Source organism: Stutzerimonas tianxiuensis, from assembly GCF_053470365.1.
Map to the genome: position 1 here is coordinate 1 of NZ_JBPVWS010000003.1, position 16,048 is coordinate 16,048.

15 protein-coding genes are annotated in these 16,048 nt (G+C 59.4%); 8 read left to right on the forward strand and 7 right to left on the reverse strand.

Translation table 11 applies throughout. From position 1 onward, the window contains the following. Nucleotides 1-909 precede the first annotated feature (909 nt). The 5 genes from ACSSNI_RS05145 (at nucleotide 910) to ACSSNI_RS05165 (ending at nucleotide 5,161) form a co-directional block, all read left to right on the forward strand. Complete coding sequence (locus tag ACSSNI_RS05145; RefSeq protein ID WP_200637097.1) at nucleotides 910-2,103, forward strand: flagellin; 1,194 nt, start codon at nucleotides 910-912, stop codon at nucleotides 2,101-2,103. Between the two features lie 69 nt (nucleotides 2,104-2,172). Next, nucleotides 2,173-2,535 carry a flagellar protein FlaG gene (locus ACSSNI_RS05150; RefSeq protein ID WP_234484342.1) on the forward strand — a complete coding sequence of 121 codons (363 nt, stop codon included), beginning with the start codon at nucleotides 2,173-2,175 and terminating at the stop codon, nucleotides 2,533-2,535. A gap of 56 nt (nucleotides 2,536-2,591) precedes the next feature. Further along, nucleotides 2,592-4,013, forward strand: a complete 1,422-nt coding sequence (gene fliD / locus ACSSNI_RS05155; protein WP_200637096.1) for a flagellar filament capping protein FliD — start codon at nucleotides 2,592-2,594, stop codon at nucleotides 4,011-4,013. A 394-nt stretch (nucleotides 4,014-4,407) separates the two neighbouring features. Next, a complete protein-coding gene (fliS, locus tag ACSSNI_RS05160; RefSeq protein ID WP_200637095.1) occupies nucleotides 4,408-4,794 on the forward strand; it encodes a flagellar export chaperone FliS in 387 nt (128 codons plus the stop codon). 73 nt (nucleotides 4,795-4,867) lie between these two features. Next, nucleotides 4,868-5,161, forward strand: coding sequence for a flagellar protein FliT (locus ACSSNI_RS05165; RefSeq protein WP_200637094.1), 294 nt, complete (start codon nucleotides 4,868-4,870; stop codon nucleotides 5,159-5,161). 327 nt (nucleotides 5,162-5,488) lie between these two features. Here ACSSNI_RS05165 and ppnP read toward each other — a convergent pair whose 3' ends face one another. Beyond that, nucleotides 5,489-5,770: a pyrimidine/purine nucleoside phosphorylase gene (gene ppnP, locus ACSSNI_RS05170; protein ID WP_200637093.1), complete on the reverse strand. Its 282-nt coding sequence runs from the start codon at nucleotides 5,768-5,770 to the stop codon at nucleotides 5,489-5,491. A gap of 114 nt (nucleotides 5,771-5,884) precedes the next feature. Then, entirely contained in the window at nucleotides 5,885-6,226 is a 342-nt protein-coding gene (locus ACSSNI_RS05175; protein WP_200637092.1) for a DMT family protein, read from the reverse strand. A gap of 142 nt (nucleotides 6,227-6,368) precedes the next feature. On the opposite strand from ACSSNI_RS05175, the gene ACSSNI_RS05180 reads away from it, so the two are divergent. Beyond that, nucleotides 6,369-6,620 carry a YkgJ family cysteine cluster protein gene (locus ACSSNI_RS05180; protein ID WP_102835479.1) on the forward strand — a complete coding sequence of 84 codons (252 nt, stop codon included), beginning with the start codon at nucleotides 6,369-6,371 and terminating at the stop codon, nucleotides 6,618-6,620. 23 nt (nucleotides 6,621-6,643) lie between these two features. Here the strand turns inward: ACSSNI_RS05180 and ACSSNI_RS05185 are convergent, their stop codons facing one another. The 5 genes from ACSSNI_RS05185 to ACSSNI_RS05205 all read right to left on the reverse strand — a co-directional run bounded on the left by ACSSNI_RS05185 (nucleotide 6,644) and on the right by ACSSNI_RS05205 (nucleotide 13,331). After that, the gene (locus ACSSNI_RS05185; RefSeq protein WP_342407090.1) at nucleotides 6,644-7,333 is read right to left on the reverse strand and encodes a glycosyltransferase family protein; all 690 of its coding nucleotides are present in this window, start codon (nucleotides 7,331-7,333) and stop codon (nucleotides 6,644-6,646) included. Nucleotides 7,334-7,350: 17 nt separating this feature from the next. Then, nucleotides 7,351-8,037 carry a TIGR04282 family arsenosugar biosynthesis glycosyltransferase gene (locus tag ACSSNI_RS05190; protein WP_200637088.1) on the reverse strand — a complete coding sequence of 229 codons (687 nt, stop codon included), beginning with the start codon at nucleotides 8,035-8,037 and terminating at the stop codon, nucleotides 7,351-7,353. 244 nt (nucleotides 8,038-8,281) lie between these two features. After that, on the reverse strand, nucleotides 8,282-10,435 hold the full coding sequence (locus ACSSNI_RS05195) for an FAD-dependent oxidoreductase (protein ID WP_200637086.1): 2,154 nt from the start codon (nucleotides 10,433-10,435) through the stop codon (nucleotides 8,282-8,284). A gap of 64 nt (nucleotides 10,436-10,499) precedes the next feature. Next, a complete protein-coding gene (gene arsS / locus ACSSNI_RS05200; protein ID WP_234484341.1) occupies nucleotides 10,500-11,507 on the reverse strand; it encodes an arsenosugar biosynthesis radical SAM (seleno)protein ArsS in 1,008 nt (335 codons plus the stop codon). Nucleotides 11,508-11,855: 348 nt separating this feature from the next. Then, nucleotides 11,856-13,331: an FAD-dependent oxidoreductase gene (locus ACSSNI_RS05205; RefSeq protein WP_200637084.1), complete on the reverse strand. Its 1,476-nt coding sequence runs from the start codon at nucleotides 13,329-13,331 to the stop codon at nucleotides 11,856-11,858. 228 nt (nucleotides 13,332-13,559) lie between these two features. Between ACSSNI_RS05205 and ACSSNI_RS05210 the strand changes: the two genes are divergently transcribed. Continuing rightward, complete coding sequence (locus tag ACSSNI_RS05210; protein WP_200637082.1) at nucleotides 13,560-14,639, forward strand: endonuclease/exonuclease/phosphatase family protein; 1,080 nt, start codon at nucleotides 13,560-13,562, stop codon at nucleotides 14,637-14,639. A gap of 263 nt (nucleotides 14,640-14,902) precedes the next feature. After that, nucleotides 14,903-16,024, forward strand: a complete 1,122-nt coding sequence (locus ACSSNI_RS05215; protein ID WP_159968444.1) for an aldo/keto reductase — start codon at nucleotides 14,903-14,905, stop codon at nucleotides 16,022-16,024. Nucleotides 16,025-16,048 lie beyond the last annotated feature (24 nt).

The window sequence follows — 16,048 nt, forward strand, 5'->3', positions numbered from 1 at the left end:
CCATGTGAGAGTAGGTCATCGTCAAGCTTCTACACCAAACCCCCGATCTTCGTAAGAGGATCGGGGGTTTGTCTTTGCGCACTGAAAAATTCGAAGTCCGCGGCACCGTTCTGCCCCGTAAATGATTCTGTAGTCCGCTGCCACTGACTTTCAGAACGGGCGAGCCATCGCGGCCCGACTTGGCAGCTAAGAGAACGCGAGAAAGTCATCAGCGGTCTGCGCGGGTTGCCGGACGCTTACATGCCCAGAGCCCGGCGCTAATACCGCGCCAGAACCACCTTCGGCTTCGAGCGAATGGCTCAATCCCGCGATGCGGGCGGATGCATTCCGCTGTGCCTGGTCCTCTCTAGAAAGGTCGCTGGTTGCTCTGCTCTTGTTCAGTAAGCGTGGTGGTCCACGCGCCAAAATTCGCCTGGTGGCGAAGAGTTCGGCACTTTCATAGGCGACAGCCTGCGGCGCTGGTATCTGTTAAACGCAAGGTTCGTTCGGCTGGCGACCAGTGGTCACTCTTCGGCGAAACACTCCTTCATTACTGTGTTTGCGAAAGCTTCGGATTCTGGAGGTGCTTGGTTGCGATCGTACAGACGATCACCCAACCGCCTGCACAATACCCAATAGAAGCAGCAGCGCTTAGGATCGGGGCGTTTTTCAAGCTTGGCGCAATACTCATTAAAGAATCTCGCCACTTGTCCGAAAACCTGTGCAGGCGGGCTCGCTCCTTTGCAAATCCGCCGGTGTCGTACAGGTTGTTCTCGGGGCTTGCAAATTATTTTCGACTGCCTCCTAAAGCTCACCGAAACGACGCCGATAAGCTAATCGAATGCGAACTCAATGGGTGCCTGGGCAAACAGCCGGCCCGGAGTCGCAAGCTCAGGCAACCCAAGTAACTAGCGCCCTTGGAGGCACATCATGGCTCTTACAGTCAACACTAACATTGCGTCGCTCAACACTCAGCGCAACCTCAGCAACTCGTCAAATGCACTGAGCACTTCTATGCAGCGCCTTTCTACTGGCAGTCGTATCAATAGTGCTAAAGATGATGCTGCTGGTCTCCAGATTGCGAACCGACTCACAAGTCAGATAAATGGACTGGGCGTAGCGGTTCGCAACGCAAACGATGGCATTTCGCTCGCACAGACAGCAGAAGGAGCTTTGCAACAGTCAACAAATATCCTTCAGCGTATGCGGGACCTTGCATTGCAATCAGCAAATGGCAGCAACAATGATGACGACCGGTCTTCGATCCAAAAAGAAGTATCGCAGCTAAAAGACGAGTTGGACCGCATCAGTGATACAACCACGTTCGGTGGACGTAAATTGCTGGACGGGACTTTTGGAACTCAGCAGTTCCAAGTTGGCGCGAACGCTAACGAAGTGATTTCGGTTAGTGTAGGGAAAATGAACACTGCGAGTCTGTCGGGAACGGTGGCAGAAAAAATTGCGGTGAGTCAAAAGCAGGTGTCTACAGTTGCCCTAGATACTACGCCGCTTGCCGCAGGTAACATTGGAGACTTCACTCTGAAAGTGGGTGACGGTGAAGCAGTTACGATATCTGCTATCGCCGGAGACACGGCTACTACATTAGCTGCACGCATAAACGATAAAGCAATAGGCGGATTGAAGGCGACGGTCGAATCTGGAGCGCTTGTGCTAACAAGCGAAGTCTTGGGAACATCTACCCAATCAGATGCGGCTATCACTATCGGTGGGAATACAGCGACTATGACTGCTGTGTTTGGTGCGACACCAACCGTTACTACGCCCACAGTCAGTGCAGCGGCGGGGCAGAAGTTTGTAAGCGATGTTACGGTCGCTACCGCTGCAGATTCTCAAGAAGCGATTCAAATCATAGATGGCGCTATCGCTCAGATAGACTCGCAACGTGCTGCCCTTGGTGCTGTTCAGAATCGTTTTGATAATACCATCTCGAACTTGCAGAACATTTCTGAGAACTCTTCTGCCGCACGTGGCCGTATTCAGGATACAGACTTCGCTGCTGAAACCGCCAACCTGAGCAAAAACCAGATCCTGCAACAGGCTGGTACCGCGATCCTTGCCCAGGCCAAGCAGCTGCCGCAGGCTGTTCTGAGTCTGCTGCAGTAATAAGCAGAATGCGTTAATGATGAGGGTAGGGCTGCGCTCTACCCTCATTGATTCATGAGAGGTGAATCAATGGACGTCGGAAAAATATCTGGCGGAACCGCACCGCAAACACAGATGACAGCTGGATCGCCACCCAGCCTCCGCAAAGAGGCTGGGTTTTCTGCGTCCGATACGATTCAGGCAGTGACATCTCCGGCAGAAGCGGAAGCCCAGCAAAGCACTGCTGATCTTGTCGAAAAGTTCCGGTCCCAGATGCAAAATATACAGCGAGATCTGAGCTTCAGCGTGGACGATTCTACGGGCGACGTGGTTGTTCGTGTGATCGATGGCGAATCAGGCAAAATCGTCCGGCAGATACCGTCAGAGGAAATTCTTCGCCTTACCGAGCGATTGGATGAAATGCGTAGTTTGTTATTTGAAGCCAAAGCGTGACGGTACGCTTTTTGTATCGGGCTTTGCGGCTAACAATTTCTTGACGAGGTAAGGCTATGGCTGGCGTAACAGGTATTGGTTCAGGCATCGACATCGACAGCATCGTAAAGAGCATGGTCGCTGCCGAGCGCGCGCCAAAAGAGTCGCAACTCGCCAACCTCGAAAAGAAGACCACCACTCAAATTACAGCTGTCGGCGCATTGAAAAGTGCTATTAGCGATTTTCAGACGGCGCTTGGTGGGCTGAACAAGCCGGAGCTGTTCCAGGCCCGCGCAGCGAGTTCATCTAATGCTGATCTACTCTCAGTAACCGCTGGCGTGACTGCTGGTGCTGGCAGTTATCAACTCAATGTTACTCAGCTTGCTGCTGGCAGTAAGGTGGCGCTCCAAGCAATCAAAGATGATCCCGCGGCTCCTGTCACGCTCGGCACTGGTACCTTGACGGTCAGTGTGGGCGATGAGCCGTTGCCAGCGATCACCGTGGATGAAAGCAATAACACGCTGGCTGGTATCCGCGATGCGATCAACAAGGCCGGCGCTGAGAAGGGGTTGACTGCAACCATCGTCACCGATACGTCGGGCTCGCGATTAGTGCTGAGCAGTTCGAAAACCGGTGTGAGTGAGGACATCACCGTTGCGGTAGGCAGCGGTTCGACTGGAGATCTCTCCAAACTTGCCTTTGCGGGTGGGACGGGTGCTCCTGGCGCTGACGGTTCGGCCGGGGTCGTTACCAAGGCTGCCAACGCCGAACTCACTATCGATGGCCTCAATATCAGCAGCGCTACCAACAAGATCGATACCGCCATTGAGGGTGTAACGCTCGACCTGAAAGGCCTGACGGATACAGGAAAGCCGATTACGGTCGGCGTCACGCTGGATGAGGCGGGGGTCAAGAAGCAAGTTCAATCATTCGTCGACGCATACAACAAGCTTATTGGCGTTATCAGTGCGCAGACTAAAGTGACGTCTGTTGGCGACGGCAAGGCACCGGTGACAGGCGCTCTGGTCGGGGACGCAACCGCACGCACGCTGCTCGGCACCATCCGAAACGAGCTGGTGAATGTTCAAGGTTCAGGTGCCATCCGGGCGCTAACAGATATAGGGGTTACCACGCAGAAAGACGGCACCCTGAAAGTTGACACCGATAAGCTCGATACGGCGATGCACAGCGGCTTTGAGGAGTTGGCTGCGTTATTTGCGGGCGAATCAGGCCTTGCGACCCGGCTGGATGCAAAGCTCAAGCCCTACACCGAAACCGGGGGAATTCTCGAGCAACGCAATAAACAGATGACGGAGACTATTTCCGGTATCGACAAGCAAAAAGAAGATCTCACCCGGCGCATCACGTCACTGCAGGACCGGCTTTACAAACAGTTCAATGCGATGGATTTGCTGGTTGGGCAGTTGGCCAACACGTCAAGCAGCCTTATTGCTTCGCTGGAAAATCTGCCGTGGGCGGCGAGCAATTCCAAAAGATAAATAGCTTTGGTAGGCCAATTTGGTGGGTGAACCCCACCCTACGGTTTGACGACCTCCCTCCGCCTTTAGGGTGGGCTTCAGCCCACCAGCGGAGCGCCACACGACCTATCTCAAACGGCTAACGTTGGTCCGATAGCGGGCTCGTCCATGCGTGACGCTTACTGTTCTGGTTCCCTGTACGCATACCGCGGAAACGCAGCCAGGCGCACGGAATTCCCAAAGCCTGCTCCGGCGACTAATGGTCCGATTCGCCAAGTTGTGTGAAACGCTTCATAAATCTCAATCCGCCGCTGAGGTGGTTTTTATTACTGTGATTTATCCAGCTGCTATCAAGCTTGAGCAACCGCGACCGATAAGCTGTACATGCAAACGATGTAGCAAGGGGCTTATTCACATGTACGCAATGTCCGCAATGAAGCAGTACCAGCAAGTGGGTGTGAAGGTTCAAGTCAACGAAGCTGATCCGCACCGCTTGATTCAGATGTTGATGCAGGGCGGTTTGGATCGCATCGCTCAGGCTAAGGGCGCCATGGAGCGTGATGCGTTCGCTGAGAAAGGTGTTCTGGTCGGCAAGGCCATAAACATTATCGGCGGACTGCGCGATGCGCTGGACAAGAGCATCGGCGGCGAGCTGGCCGAGAATCTGGATCGCCTCTACGAATACATGACGATGCGCCTGTTCGAGGCCAGCCGGCATAACGATATTGAGAAGTTGAACGAAGTTGGCAGGCTGCTGGGCGAGATCAAGGTGGCCTGGGACCAGATTGCGCCCAAAGCGTAAGTTATCTGTTCTCCTAGCATCCTGCGGATTGGCTTCCGATTTACTCACCATGCGCTGAAAAACGAGGATGCCCATGTCGTCACCCAAGCAAGCATTCTCACTACTCGCGAACAAGTTGCGTGATGCATTCGCAGCGAGCGATTGGGAAGCCGTTGCGCTGTTGGATGAAGAATGCCGTGCCCTGGTGGCCGCACTAGGTGATGGAGACGCATCTGACTTGGAGCTACGCAAGCAACTGGCCGAGCTTTCACGCGTCTATGACGAGCTTCAACAGGCTGGTAGAGCGGAGCGAGAGCGATTGGCTGGGGACCTGACGCGTTTGAATCAGTCGAAGCAGGTCACTCAGGCCTACAAGCCGCTGGGCTGAAGCGGTCGGGATCGATGGCTGTTTCCGGCTTTGGTGGGCTGAAGCCCACCCTACAGGTGACGTAGGGTGGATTAGCCGACGGAGTAGTCCGAGGTCCGGTTGATGCGGTTGTGGTGCCGTGGTGAGAAACGGCGCCGTACGCGGTAAACGACGGAAGCGCCTCTGGCGATTCCATCCTACGAGGAGCGGTTCACCGTGCTGCGGCTGGGTGGGCTGAAGCGGAGCGCCGCCCGGCGCACCCTGCGGGTTACAGGGGACGTGGGGTGGATGGCGCCTTACCCATCCACCGCAACAAAAGCCCGGATTGCCGCGTTTCAAATCTGCCGCTTAGCGGTACTCACACAAGTAGGCAGTCGCCTCGGCTACTTTCAGCTGAAACTTGCTGTTGGCCGGTACGGTGAACTGGGTGCCAGCGCCGAAAGTTTCGTAGTTTTCGCTTCCCGGCAGTTTCACGTCGAGGCTGCCGGCAACCACGTGCATCACTTCCAGCTGGCTGGTGCCGAACTCGTAATCGCCAGGCGCCATGACGCCGATGGTGGCCGGGCCTGCTGCCATGTCGAAGGCGATGGATTTGACGGTGCCGTCGAAGTACTCGTTGATCTTGAACATTTAGAAAATCTCTAAGGGGTGGGAAAGGGCGGCCAGTATGCCGAAGCCGCTGAATGCCGTCATCAGGTCGTATAACGGCATGGCACGGTGCAGAAATACCCGTCGAAACGGCTGCTACGAGCGAAAGATGAAATAAACCGCCCCCAGCAAACACAACCCGGCCCACAGGTAGTCGAGCTTCATGGGTTGCTGCATGTACAGCACGCTGAACGGCACGAAGATGGCGAGGGTGATGACTTCCTGCATGATCTTCAGCTGGCCGATGGACAGCTCGGTGTAACCGATGCGGTTGGCCGGCACCATGATCAGGTATTCAAACAGGGCGATGCCCCAGCTGATCAACGCGGCTATCAGCCAGGGTTTACCGTTGAGCGTCTTCAGATGACCGTACCAGGCGAAGGTCATGAACAGGTTGGAAATGCAAAGCAGTGCAGCGGTCTGAATCCAGATAGGCATAGGACACTCCGGGGCGGTGGCGAATCCTATTGGCCCTGGATAGGGTCTCGCAAGTATCTGACGAACGCTGCGCAACGCTAGTGCCTTTTGCCGGGGCGGCGATTATGATCGCCGCCCCCGTTATTTCATTTCGGACGTTGAAATGAATTGCCGTCCCGGTTGCGGTGCTTGTTGTATTGCCCCTTCAATCAGTTCACCGATTCCCGGTATGCCTGCTGGCAAACCGGCGGGTGAGCGCTGCCTGCATCTTTCCGAGCGAAACCTCTGCGGGCTATTCGGCCTATCGTCCAGGCCTGCTGTTTGTAGTCAGTTTCAGGCCGATCGTGAGGTTTGTGGAGACTCTGAACAGGAGGCCATTCAGCTACTCGGGTGGTTGGAGCAGGCGACCGCCTAATCCCTTTGGCGTGTCAGTGGCAGTTACCGTTTCGGGACTGTTTTTCTGGCATACAGCCGCGCCAGCGTGAAGGGCGACAGCTTGAGCATGAACGCAATGGCTAACAGGCGGTTTCGACCGGCGCGGCGCCACCAGCCGTCACGTTGCCAGCGGCGTGAGCTGACCCCAAGGCCATGCTCGAGGCGCTGAAAAATTCCCTGCTGGCGCAATCCTTTGACCAGGGGCACTTCCTCGAAAAGCGGCCAGGGCGCATGTTGTCCAGCGGCGAAATAGGCCGTGCGCCGGGCGAAGATGCCCTGATCACCATAAGGCACGCCGACCCGGTTTCGCCACGCCACCAGGCGTTCGATCAAGCGGCCCTGCCAACAGTTGGTGTCGCTGAAGCGCAAGGTGAAGTAGCCTCCCGTAGCACCTTCCTCTATGGCCTCGCTTACGGCCATCAGTGCCTGACGCCCCAGATCGGCGTCGGCATGCAGAAACCAGAGGGTCTCATACACAGAGAGCGCGGCTCCCTGGCGTAACTGCTCGCCTCTCGACGGCGTTGCCGATGACCACAGCGCATCGTTGCTCCGGCACAGCGCTTGGCATCGCTCGCTGACAGCCGCATCCACTACGACGATTTGCAGCGGTATTTCTGTTTCTGACTCTGTCAGGCGCAATTGAAGAAGCAGCCGCTCAAGGCGGTCTTCGTCGTGCAGGCACGGAATGATCACGCTGATCCCCGCTGAGCTCACGCTTGTCGTCTCTCAAGATTGTTCAGCGTCTTTAGCAGTCTCCGCCTCGCTGCTCGGGGGTCGTCAGCGAGCGCCTGGGCTGCAAGGGGTAGGTCTGCCTTTTCATCGATATCAAACAACTCGCCGCTGAGCGAGACCGAATGACCCGCTCGACGGCATGTCTCCGTCAGTGCGTGACCCAGCTCAGGCGTGCTCCAAGGCAGGTCAGCCAGATCCGGCCACGGAAGGTTCGACGCCATCAGCACCACCCCTCCGTCTCGCGCAGCCACGAGCACCGTATCGCGTGTCTCCAACGCAGCGTGTACCCGCTGATAGTCATCCGGTGTGAGCGCCGGGGCATCGCTTCCGATGTACAGAAGCTGCCGGTGGCCGCGGCCGCGCAAGCTGTGGTCCAGGTTGTTGATTCGTTCGCCCAGATTGCCGGCAGTCTGCGCCAGACACAGAGCCTGCGGCATCAGCTGTGTGGCCCAGTCACACGCATCCCTCTGATCGGGGGCAATGACGACCGGCCCGGACCAGCCGCGCAGGTCTTCCAGCGCGCAATCCAGCAGATGCTCGGCGATATTCAAGGCTCGCTCGACGCCGATCTGCGCGGCCAGGCGCTGTTTGCCGTGGCCTAGGGCAGGTCGCTTGCAAATGAGGACCAGCGCTGCGTCGGTTGGAAGGGTTTGCTTTGTAGTCATCAAGTGGCTCTTTGGGGACGTCGGACGCGGCACATCTCGGCGCTGCGGTTATATACGATTTGGAGAGGCCGCCATGCCGATCGTTGCAGCGAGGCGTTGAAGGTGTCTTTGGATCTGTACTGTCGGGCATTCGATGCAAGGTCCAGCGGCTAGCCGTTGAGTTTCATCCGCTGCTTACCTACACGAACAACAAAGTGACGGTGCCGTTTTTGTTTAAGCGGACTTGAACTGCGCTTTGCCATGGTTATTGTGAATCTGCGCTGCCGCCACGTCGCCAGCGATGAAACCGCGCCACCCAGCGCAGCACTCTGGCTGGGGCGTGGGCACGTTTCCATTCGCCTGCAACAGATTTGTTGGCTTCGGCCAGGGTCGGGTAGATGTGGATGGTGCCGAGAATCTTGTTCAGCCCCAGACTGTGCTTCATCGCCGAGACGTATTCGGTGATCAGGTCACCCGCATGCTCGCCGACGATGGTGGCGCCGAGAATCTGGTCCTTGCCTGGCACCGTCAGCACCTTGATATAACCATGCGCTGCCTCGTCGGCAATGGCGCGGTCAAGCTCCTCCATGCCGAAACGGGTGACCTCATAGGCAACACCCTGGGCCTGCGCTTCCTGTTCGTTGAGCCCGACATGTGCCACTTCCGGGTCAGTAAAGGTCGCCCACGGAATCACCCGGTAATCTACTTTGAAGCGTTTGAACCCGCCGAAGAGCCCGTTCACCGCGCCGTACCAAGCTTGGTGAGAGGAAACATGGGTGAACTGAAAAGGCCCGGTCACGTCGCCGACGGCGTAGATGTTGGGGAAGCGAGTAGCCAGGTAATCATCGGTGGCGAGGGTGCCGTTTTTCCGCACTTCCAAACGCAACTCCTCGACACCAAAACCCCTGATATTGGCGGTGCGGCCCAGCGCCAGCAGTACTTGGTCAAACTCGATAACCACTTCGCCGTCGCTATCAAGACTGCGACAGACGAGCTGCCGCTGTCCGTCCGTGAAGCGTTCAGCGTTGTGCCCCAGACGCACATCCACGCCGTCAGCACGCAAGCCCGCCAGTACTGCGGCGCTGGCATCGGCGTCCTCACGGGGTAATAGGCGCTCGTTGCGCTGCACCAGCGTGACCTGGCTGCCGAGACGCTGAAAGGCCTGGGCCAACTCGCAACCGATTGGCCCGCCGCCGAGCACCAGCAGCCGTTTCGGCTGCTTGCGCAGCGCCCACACCGTATCCGAGGTGAGCGGCGCAACCTGCTCGATACCCGGGATGCTCGGCACCGTTGGCCCCGCGCCGGTGGCGATGACGATGGCGCGGGTGGTGATTCGCTGGCCGTTGACCTCAACCGTCCACGGCGAAGTGATCCGCGCCTCGCCCTCGATCACCTCGACACCGAGCCCGGTGTACCGCTCGACTGAATCGTGCGGCTCGACCGTGGCAATCACGCGCTGAATACGCGCCATGACCGCGGCAAAGTCCACTTCGACGTCGATTGGCTTGAAGCCCAGCTGTTCGGCTTTCTTCAGATCGCTGGCCAGTCTCGCCGAACGGATCAGCGCCTTCGAAGGCACGCAGCCGGTATTCAGGCAATCGCCACCCATCTTGTGTTTTTCGATCAGGGTGACCTTGGCTTTTACGGCTGCGGCGATATAGGCGCTGACCAGGCCCCCGGACCCCGCGCCGATGACCACCAGATTGCGGTCGAAATGACGAGGCTTATCCCAACCGGCGTACACCTTGCGCGCTTTGAACCAGGCCAGCGCCTTGCGCGACAGGACGGGCAACAGCCCCAACAGGACGAAGGCGCTGATCAGGCCCGGCGAGAGAATTCCGCCAAGTGATTCCAGCTGACCAAGCTCGCGTCCGGCATTTACGTAAACCAGGGTGCCGGGGAGCATCCCCAGCTGACTGACCCACCAGAATGTCCGGACGGGCAGTCGCGTAAGGCCCATCGCCAGATTGATCAGGAAGAAGGGAAAGACAGGCACCAGACGTAAGGCAAACAGGTAGCTGGCGCCTTCGCGCTCGATCCCCTGGTCGATTTTCGCGAGTCGCTGTTGGAAGCGTGTTTGTACCCAGTCGCGAAGCAGGTAGCGGCTGAGCAGCATCGCCAGAGTCGCCCCCAGTGTCGACGCAAAGGAAGCCAGCAAGGTGCCGCCCAGCAGGCCGAACAGCGCGCCACCCACCAGCGTCATCAGCGCTGCGCCAGGCAGGGATAGCGCGGTAACCAACACATAGACGATGAAGAACACGCTGCCAGCGACCCAAGGGTGAGCCTGCACCTGCGCATCAAGCGCTGCTTGCTGCGTCTTGATGGTGTCGAGACTGAAGTACTGGCTGATGTCGAATACGAAGAAGCCTGCCAGCAGGGCCAGAACCAAGGCTATCAAGGCCACTTTGCGGCTGCTCATCCTTGCGTCTCCGTTCATTGAGGCCTGGTCGGCTAGTCCAGCCGCTTGCTATTGCGCCTTACCTCTAATCGCTCAGGCTGCCACCGCAGCTCGAGCCTTGCCCGGCGGTGCAGGCGTAGCAATGGTCACGCGTGACGATGGCGTTGCCGTTGAGGCTCGTCGTCTGCAGCAGGTTGCGCAAGTGTGGTCGGTCGCGACCAATCAGCTCAGGCATGGCCATTGGCAGGTCGAGCATCTGGTTGAAATCGCAGTCATACAGATAGCCCTGCCAGTCCACGCTGATCAGGCTGCGGCACATCAACGCGCCGATATTCGCCGGCCGGTAGCTGTCGCGCAGCAGCTGCATGTAATCGCCGAATTGGCCCTTGCTGATCAGGGTACTGCCGAAGCGGGCGATGGGCTGGTTGGTAATCGTCAGCAGGTAATTGAAACGAATGCCGAAGTCTTGCCCCAGGTGGCTCTTGTAGTCGGCCTCGAGCTGGTTCTGCGGGGGTGGCAGGCTTGGGCCTTGGGGGTTGTAGACCAGATTGAGGATGCGATCACTGCCCTCGGCTCCGTAGCCGAGACGGTTGAGTTTTCGTAGCCCGGCGATGCTGGCTTCGAACACGCCGTCGCCGCGTTGCTTGTCGACGTTTTCACGCGAGTAGCAGGGCAGGGAGGCGGTGATCTCAACGCCCTGGTCGGCAAGGAACTCCGCCAGATCTTCGTATCCCGGTTCGCTCAGGATGGTCAGGTTGCAACGGTCGATCACCCGCAACCCCTCTCGCCGCGCATGGATGACTATCTCGCGAAAACGAGGGTGCATCTCCGGCGCGCCACCGGTTAGGTCGAGCGTATGCACCGGGTGCGCGTCGATTACCTCATGCAGCAGGCACAGGCTTTCATCGGTCATCGCCTCCGTGCGCGTCGGCCCGGCGTTCACATGGCAATGCAAACAGCGCTGATTGCAGCGGTAGGTCAGGTTGACCTGCAAGGCCTCCAGCGACCCACGACTGATCGGGGGAAACGCAAGGGCGTTGAGAAGAGGAAGCGTGGCATGCATGGCGATCGCTACTCTTGAAGTGGTGTCCATTGGAGCCGCGCCGCGGCCCAGCGTTACAGTTTTTTCTGTATGCGGACAGCGGATCGGCTTGCTCAGGTCGCTTCGGCGAACAGACTCTCGCGATCCGGACACCGAACAGCGTCTCCGGGTGGCACGAACCTATGTGCGAAAGGATGCCCTCAGATCAGGTAAAAATGCACGGGCGATGTATGTCAGAAGGTTATCTATGGCTTACCAGCCAATAGTTACCCAGCCGTCCAGCAGCGCCTCAAGGCTATGCATCGCCTCTGCAAACGAGCTGTGTTCACCAACGAGAGCAATGTCAGCCAGCCGAAGCCGCTTCCGAGCGTGCTTCGGCTTACAAATGCCCCCGATGCGTCAGAGCGGCTTGCTGGCCAGGGGCTGCGTGGCCGGACCATGGATGACTTCGCCGTCGGCCTGGAAGATCGAGCCGTGGCACGGGCAGTCCCAGGTGCGGTCGGCGTTGTTCCAGGTCACGCTGCAGCCCATGTGCGTGCAGGCCGCGGAGACGCCATGCAGCGCGCCGGCATCGTCGCGCCATACCGCAATCTGTTCATCGCCGCGGGTGATCACGCCGCCTTCGCCCGGGCCGATGGCCTCCAGATCATCGACCTGCGACTGGCTCTCACCGCTCTGGTTGTAGTCGTCCGGCGACGGACGCTGGGGATCGAACAGCGTCTTCCATGGCCTGCGTCCGGTCACTATCTGGCGGGCGATGCCGAGCCCGGCGGCGGTGCCGTTGCTGATGCCCCAAGCGTTGAATCCGGTCGCGATGAACAGCCCGGGCGCCTGCTCGGGGTCCGCTTCGCCAACGTAGGCCATGCGGTCGGCCGTGTCGTAATCCTCGTTGCACCAGCGCCACACCGCTTCACCGACTGGCAGGTTGCTGCGCGCCCATTGCTCTAGATCGACAAAGCGCTTCGCCACGTCGCCGTCCTGTCCGGTGTTGAAGCGCGGTCCGAGCACGAGCAGCAGCGGGCCGTGTTCGTCGCGGCCCATGCGAATCGAATGAGTCGGCTCTTCAACGGCAATGAACATGCCGTCGAGGCTGGCGCCATCCTCTGGCCGGAAGGCGATTGCCACGTGACAGCGCGGTTGAGTGGGGCTGGCCATATCGATTGGCGTCTCCACCGGCAGGTGCGTGGCGATGATTACCTGGTCGGCCTGGATCGTGCCGCCGTCGAAACCTACCTGCCAGCGCTCGTTGCGTTCGAAGCTCAGGGCGCGGGTCTGCTGGTGGATCTGCCCACCGCGAGCCTGTACTGCCGCCGCGAGACCGACCAGGTAGCGGGTCGGATTGAACTGTGCCTGATCGGGAAATTCCAGCGCACCGGTGGTCTCGAAGGGCAGGGGGGCACGGTCGAGTACACGCGCTGCAAACCCCAGACAGTGTGCCGCCTCGGCCTCGCGCTCGATGGCTTCGCGGGCGTCGGCCGAACAGGCATAGGCGAAGGCGGATTGACGCTGGTAGTCACAATCGATCTGCAGGCTCTCTACCCACTGACGAATGCGGTTCACCGCTTCGCGGTTGACGTCGGCGTAGCACTGCGCCAGGTCCTGGCCAACGGTGTCGATCAGGTGTCGGTAGATGAGCGCGTGCTGTGTGGTGACCTTTGCGGTCGAGCGACCAGTGACCTGCCGGCCGACTTCGCGCGCTTCGAGCACCACGACCTTCTTGCCTGCCTCGCAGAGGGTCATGGCTGCGCTCAGTCCGACGATGCCGGCGCCGACCACGATGACGTCGCATTCGCTGTGGCCAGTCGCTGGCGGAAATTCGCAGTGGGGTGCGCTGGCAGTCCAGCAGCAGTCAGGTTTTGCAGATAGCGCAGGCATGGTCGGGTCTCCTCGGCTGAGTCGCATGGGCTGTCGACATTTCGCCATCCGTCGCGGCGGCGCCGGCATGACGGGCGGAAAGATCGTCAGGCACTGGGCAGTAGAGCGACCCGGTTCGGGCGGGTTCCAGACCGCCCGGCAGGCAGCCGTTACTCTGCAGAGGAACAATCAGCGCGAAGGCCGATCCGAACTAGCTATGGACTGGACTCAAACAGTGGAGGGCAAGCCATGACCCAAGGCATCCTGGTTGGGGTGACGGTGGTATTCGTGGCGGTCACTCTCATTCAATACTGGAGCAACCCGAGCTGGTGGATACGCGGCTGGGATTTCCCCAAGTTGCAGATCGGTGCGTTGTTGCTGGTGCTGCTGCTGATTCAGCTCGTACTGCTGGATTTTTCGAACCATTGGAATCTGCTACTGCCACCCGCGACACTGGGGTGCCTGGCCTATCAGTGGTGGTGGATACGCCCATACACGCCGTTGGTGCACTGTGAGGCCGATTGGGCCGACCCGAACGACGACGGGCCGCGGATTCGTATCCTGTCCTCCAATGTGCTCACCCCGAACCGCCATGCCGACCGCCTGATCGCTCTGGTGAGACAGTATCGTCCGGATGTATTGGTCACCCTTGAGAGCGACCAATGGTGGGAGGACCAGCTGCAGGTCCTCAGCGACGATTACCCCTTTTCCATCCGCTGTCCGTTGGACAACCTCTACGGCATGCACGCGTTCTCGCGGTTGCCCTTGGAGAATCAGCGGCTGAGTTACCTGGTGCAGGACAATATCCCCTCGATGCACGCCCGGCTGCGGGTCAATGACGAGCTGGGCGTGCGAATGCATTTCCTGCATCCGGCACCGCCGAGCCCGACCGAGAACGACGAGTCCACCGAACGTGACGTCGAACTGCTGATCGTCGGGCGCAGCGTCAAGCAGACCGATGAACCGGTGATCATCACTGGCGATCTGAACGACGTAGCCTGGTCGCCGACTACTCGGCTGTTCCGCAAGATCAGCGGCCTGCTCGATCCGCGCATCGGTCGCGGCATGTTCAACACTTTTCATGCGCAGCACCGTTTGCTGCGCTGGCCGCTGGATCACTTCTTCCACAGTGCTCACTTTCGCGTCGTGCGCATCAAGCGCCTGACGGATATCGGGTCGGATCACTTTCCAATGTTCATCGAACTGCAATACGACCGCCGCCACGCGAGCGAACAGCACAGCCTGGACACCAACGCTGATGACCGGGCGCGCATGCAGAACAAAGTCGCGCAGGAACCGGCCAGCAAGGACGATGTGCCGCATCCTTGAGCGGGCAGCGCGGGCAGCGCGGGCAGCCGTTGGCGGCAGGCGAGGGCGTGACCGCGCGGCTGTGCGCTGGAATGCCGCCGCCCGGGGCCGACAGTCACTATGAGGCTACTGGTCGACATGGATATGCGCAGCGGCCAGATCCTCGTAGCCACGTGACGATAGGGGTCACATCACGCGGCGAAGTGGGGTGCCTGAGGTCCCGGCGTACACGGCGGGCAACATCTAAAGGTCTGCACGCAGGCCGCACACGGTTAGGAGGCAACATGCAGCGTCGCGTCTTTCTTTCTACATTGGCTGCCGGCAGTGCACTGGCGCTGACTGCACCGCCGCTGCTGGCGCAGACCACAGAGGATCAGGTAGCGAGCCGTTCGCCCGATTCACTGCCACGCAACGAGGGCGATCACCCTCGCTATCGACCGCCACAACGCTTTGGCCTCGGGGGCGCCATCGCGCTGGGCGACATGCGGCGCCAGATCAGCGAGGAACAGGCGCGCGCCATTCTCAAGGCTGCCTGGGAGCAGGGCATCCGTTATTACGACACCTCGCCCTGGTACGGGCTGGGTCTGAGTGAGCGCCGGGTCGGCCAGTTACTTTACCCGCGCGATCGCGACGGCTACGTACTGTCATCGAAGACCGGGCGGCTGCTCGAACCCGATCCGGGCTATGACCATCCCGGTTGGCAGGGGGTGGACAACTTCCGTCCCGAATGGGATTTCTCAGCGTCCGCTACCCGTCGCTCCATCGAAGACAGCCTGCAGCGCCTGGGCGTGCCGCGCCTGGACATGGTGTTCATTCACGACCTGTCACCCGACCACATGGGTGAACAATGGCGCGAGCATTTCGAAGTGGCGCGCAAGGGCGCCATGCCTGAACTGGTGAAGATGCGGGAGGAGGGGCTGATCAAGGGCTGGGGGCTGGGCGTCAATACGCTCGAGCCACTGCTCGACGCGCTGGACGCCTCTGATCCGGATATCAGCTTGCTGGCCACTCAGTATTCGCTGCTGAAACATGAGGATGCGCTCACGCGCGCCTTTCCTGCTTGTGCGAAACGCAACGTCTCGCTGGTGCTCGGCGCGCCGCTCAACTCTGGCTACTTGGCCGGTGGCGAGTATTTCAATTACGACCGAGGTGCGCCGGCCGATATTGCCGACAAACGCGAGCGCTATCGGACGCTGGCGCGTGATCACGGCGTCGATCTGCGCACCGCGGCGTTGCAGTTCTGCAATGCACCGGACGTTGTGGCAGCTGTAGTAGCCGGGGCGAGCAGCCCCGAGCAGGTCCGAGAAAACGTTGCATCGATAGTTGATGCGCCTGTACCGGCTGCCTTCTGGGCGGCGGCCAAGGATCAGGGGTTACTGCATGCCGACGCGCCAATACCGCGCTAAACGACGTCCAATGCGAGGGCTGAT